This window comes from uncultured Olegusella sp., from assembly GCF_947253395.1.
In the GTDB taxonomy this organism is placed as follows: Bacteria; Actinomycetota; Coriobacteriia; order Coriobacteriales; family Atopobiaceae; genus Olegusella.
In genome coordinates this window covers 1-4,027 of record NZ_CAMXYY010000123.1, presented here as the reverse complement: position 1 = coordinate 4,027, position 4,027 = coordinate 1, and the positions used below count along the sequence as shown (strand labels likewise).

Here is a 4,027-nt window from a genome sequence, read left to right as displayed (position 1 = left end):
ATACATCACATTCATCCAAAGCATTTTGATTGCGCCCAATTACCACGGTGTGGGCATTTTGCCAAAGATAAAGTACGCAGCAAGTGGGGCCCGTCTGCTCAAATAAGAGTCTCTCAAGAGCAAGATTGGCATAGGGGTCATAGCCTTTTGCCTCTATGAGTCCCAAGTTCTTTATCACGGCGATTTCCTCTCGTGGCAATTGGGCGTTTCTTAGTTACTCAACATCAAAGTCATAGCGTAGGCGTGGTTTACGTGCAGCACCTACCTCATCAGGTCGTCCTATAGGACAGCTAAAGGGTGCATCGTGAAGGCGTGTCCCATCGTGGTGCGCCTCGGTCAAAATAGTCTTGAGGATGCCGATAAACTCATCAAGAGTTTCTTTGCCCTCAGTTTCGGTAGGCTCTACCATGAGTGACTCGTGCACGATAAGCGGGAAATACATGGTGGGTGGATGAATACCAAAATCAAGCATACGTTTGGCAACATCCATTGCAGATACGCCGCATTCATCCTTGAGAGGCCCTATATCCATCACAAATTCGTGCATACAAGAATCAGGGAAGGGGATAGTAAAATCCTTACGCAGCGCTGCAAGTAGATAGTTTGCATTCAGAACTGCATTGGCGGAGCTCTGTCTCATGCCATCTGCACCAAGTGACAAGATGTAGGCATATGCACGCAAGACCACAAGGAAATTCCCATAGAAGCTGCGTACCCTACCAACACTTTTTGAGGGCATCTCAAAGCTAAAGCCAGCATCAGTTTTGGTGATAAGGGGCCCTGGCAAATAAGGAGCAAGCTCTGCTTTGCAGAGTACAGGACCCGCACCTGGGCCACCTCCGCCATGAGGTGTCGAGAAGGTCTTGTGCAGGTTGAGATGGGTGCAATCAAACCCCATATCGCCTGGGCGGACACGTCCCATAATTGCGTTGAGATTTGCGCCGTCGTAATAGCAAAGGCCCCCCGCTTCGTGAATGATACGAGTAATCTCAAGAATATTGCGATCAAAAAGCCCGAGCGTATTGGGATTGGTGAGCATCAGTCCTGCGGTGTGGGGACCTACGGCCGCCTTGAGTGCATCGAGGTCGACTCCACCTTCGTCGTTAGAAGCTACCGAAATTACCTGAAAACCAGCCATACTTGCCGAGGCAGGATTGGTGCCATGCGCAGTATCAGGAACGATAATTTCATCACGTTCGGCTTTACCATGATCAAGGAGCCAAGCACGGATGAGCAGCAGTCCCGTAAGCTCGCCATGGGCACCTGCTGCCGGCTGTAAGGTTGTCGCATCCATGCCACACACTTCGCGAAGGGTGTGATCGATGTTATAAAGCAGCTCAAGACAGCCCTGCACCGTTGACAGAGGCTGCAAAGGATGGATGTCAGCAAAATTTGGCATGCTGGCAAGGACTTCATTGACGCTGGGATTGTATTTCATAGTGCAAGATCCCAGGGGATAAAAACCATCATTGACACCATGGGTCTGCTTCATAAGCTCGGTGTAATGGCGAGCTATATCGACTTCGGAGAGCTCGGGAAGCCTTGGCGGCTGTGTGCGTAACTGTGCGGCATCAAAGTGAACCTCAGCTACATCTAGTGCGGGTAGAAGCTCGCAATGACGCCCCGAAACACTGCGCTCAAAGAGGAGTTTCATACACCGCTCACCTCCTTGAGAGCAGCAATGAGTAGGTCGATTTGCTCGCGATTGTTGAGTTCGGTACAGCACCAGAGCAAACCCCCATCGACAGGAAGACCGGCAAGGATTTTCTTCTCGCTCAGCTTGGCTACTATTTGTTCTGCATCGAAGGGACAGTTGGTAAGGAACTCATGGAAGAAGGGACGCGTGTCACGTAAGCTAAACCCAGGGATTTCTTCGAGGCGTCTTTGCAGGTAATGTGCATGAGCAGTACAGCTTTGTGCGACTTGATAGATGCCTTTGGGACCCATCGCCGCAAGATAAACCGAAGCCGTCATAGCGCACAGTGCCTCATTAGAGCAAACATTAGATGAGGCTTTTTCACGGCGAATATGCTGCTCGCGTGCTTGGAGTGTCAATACAAAAGCGCGACGTCCCTTCGCATCAGAGGTCTCGCCTACAATGCGGCCAGGCATCTTGCGCAGGAGCTTTTTTGTGCAGCTCATCAAACCCAGATAAGGACCGCCAAAGCTTAGCGGCAAACCAAGAGCTTGCCCTTCGCCTACGGCTATATCAACTCCATATTCACCAGGAGTTTTGAGTAAGCCCAAGGAAATAGGATTAAAGCTCATAACGAGCTTGGCGCCATTGCTATGTGTTGCGGCAACAATTGCATCGATATCTTCAATCACACCATAGTAGTTAGGACTTTGTACCAGCACAGCGGCTGTGCCAGCATTCATAGTGTTCTCAATAGCAGCGAGGTCAGTTGCGCACTTATCTGCAGCTACAACATGCACAGGGACTTTGCGGCTTGCACAATACGTCTTGACGACAGCGATGGTTTGCGGGTCGACCGTAGCAGAAATAATAACGTCTTGACGTTTGCGCTCCTGGCACATCAGCACTGCTTCTGCAGCAGCACTTGCCCCGTCATACAAAGATGCGTTGGAAACCTCCATGCCCGTGAGTTCGCAAAGCTGTGTCTGGTACTCAAAGATTGACTGGAGTACGCCTTGACTTATTTCTGCTTGATAAGGTGTGTAAGCCGTACGGAATTCCTCCTTGCTCGTAACGCTTTGCACGATTGCAGGGATGTAGTGGCGGTAGGCACCAGCGCCGCGAAAGACACTCTGAAAACGCTGATTTTTATTGGCAAGCTTACTGAGAGTATCAACAACTTCTAATTCGCTTTTCCCTACAGGGAGCTCGAGTTTGGATACCAACGCTTCTTTGGGGACCACTTGATAGAGCTCATCTAAGGAGTTGAGGTCTACGGCTGAGAGCAACTCTTTTTGCTCTGCCGTAGTTGATGGGACGTAGACTCCCATGGTTTATGCCTCCTCGTTGGCGCAATATTCCTCATACGCTTTGGCATCAAGCAGCTCTTCTCTATCACTGACGTCTTCAACTTTGATGAGCCAACTGCCATAAGGATCCTCATTTACCAGCTCAGGAGCATCAGCAAGCTCCTCGTTGACTGCAGCAACAGTGCCTGTGAGCGGGCTAAATACATCGGATACTGCTTTGACAGACTCGATATCGGCAAAAGGTTCGCCAGCAGTAATGGCATCTCCTTCTTCGGGAAGGTTAACAAATACAATGTCGCCAAGGGAATCTTGCGCAAAGTCAGTGAGACCTATTGTATAGAGATCGCCATTTTCCTCGACCCACTCATGGGAGGTGGTGTACTCAAGTTCTTCTTTAACCTCTGCCATCATGCAATCCTTTCTAACTGCTTATAGTTATTCGGACTTTTTAAGTCCGCTTAGTGCTAAGAGGTGCAAATTAGTCGCGCTTGTAAAAAGGAAGTTCTACGATACGCACAGCTAAGCGTCTGCCACGGACATCGGCTTGCGCCTGAGTGCCTACTGCGGCATGAGCAATATCAACCTTTGCCATAGCAATTGACTGCTTAAGATGCGGTGCAAACGTGCCAGAAGTTGTGTGGCCAATAAGTTCATCGCCAATGTAGAGGTTTTGATGTTCGCGTAGAATGCCACGTTCTGTTGCAATAAGGCCCACGCGAATGACCTGAGGATCGCCTTTGGAAAGCAAGGCATCACGTCCGATGAAGTCATCTTTGTTGAGTTTGACGGCAAAACTCAGACCTGCTTCTAGTGGGGTGGTCTGCTCATCCATCTCATGCCCATAAAGTGGCATCGCTGCTTCAAGGCGTAGGGTATCTCGAGCACCCAAACCACAGGGAATAAGTCCTTCGTCTTTGCCTGCTTCGCGGAAGAGCTGCCAGAGTTTTGTGACCTGCTCGTTTGCACAGTACAGCTCAAAACCCTTTTCACCAGTATAACCTGTGCTTGACACCAGGCAGTCAATGTCACCCACAAGGACATGAGGACAAAAGCTGTAATAGCCTTGGGGTAGCGTTTGGGG

4 protein-coding genes are annotated in these 4,027 nt (G+C 49.9%); all 4 read right to left on the bottom strand.

Annotation, left to right across the window (positions count from 1 at the left end; genetic code table 11):
• Nucleotides 1-214 precede the first annotated feature (214 nt).
• Entirely contained in the window at nt 215-1,654 is a 1,440-nt protein-coding gene (gene gcvPB / locus Q0X25_RS07635) for an aminomethyl-transferring glycine dehydrogenase subunit GcvPB (protein WP_298580800.1), read from the bottom strand.
• Entirely contained in the window at nt 1,651-2,967 is a 1,317-nt protein-coding gene (gene gcvPA / locus Q0X25_RS07630; protein ID WP_298580797.1) for an aminomethyl-transferring glycine dehydrogenase subunit GcvPA, read from the bottom strand. Before gcvPA ends, gcvPB begins: the two co-directional genes overlap by 4 nt.
• Nucleotides 2,968-2,970: 3 nt before the next feature.
• Nucleotides 2,971-3,354, bottom strand: coding sequence for a glycine cleavage system protein GcvH (gene gcvH / locus Q0X25_RS07625; protein WP_298580795.1), 384 nt, complete (start codon nt 3,352-3,354; stop codon nt 2,971-2,973).
• A 70-nt stretch (nt 3,355-3,424) separates the two neighbouring features.
• A partial coding sequence (locus tag Q0X25_RS07620; protein WP_298580793.1) for an aminomethyltransferase family protein occupies nt 3,425-4,027 on the bottom strand: 603 nt, incomplete at its 5' end.

Excerpts from the sequence above, each read along its gene's own strand:
- gcvPB (WP_298580800.1), bottom strand. The coding sequence starts at position 1,654 with ATGAAACTCCTCTTTGAGCGCAGTGTTTCGGGGCGTCATTGCGAGCTT.
- gcvPA (WP_298580797.1), bottom strand. The coding sequence starts at position 2,967 with ATGGGAGTCTACGTCCCATCAACTACGGCAGAGCAAAAAGAGTTGCTC.
- gcvH (WP_298580795.1), bottom strand. The coding sequence starts at position 3,354 with ATGGCAGAGGTTAAAGAAGAACTTGAGTACACCACCTCCCATGAGTGG.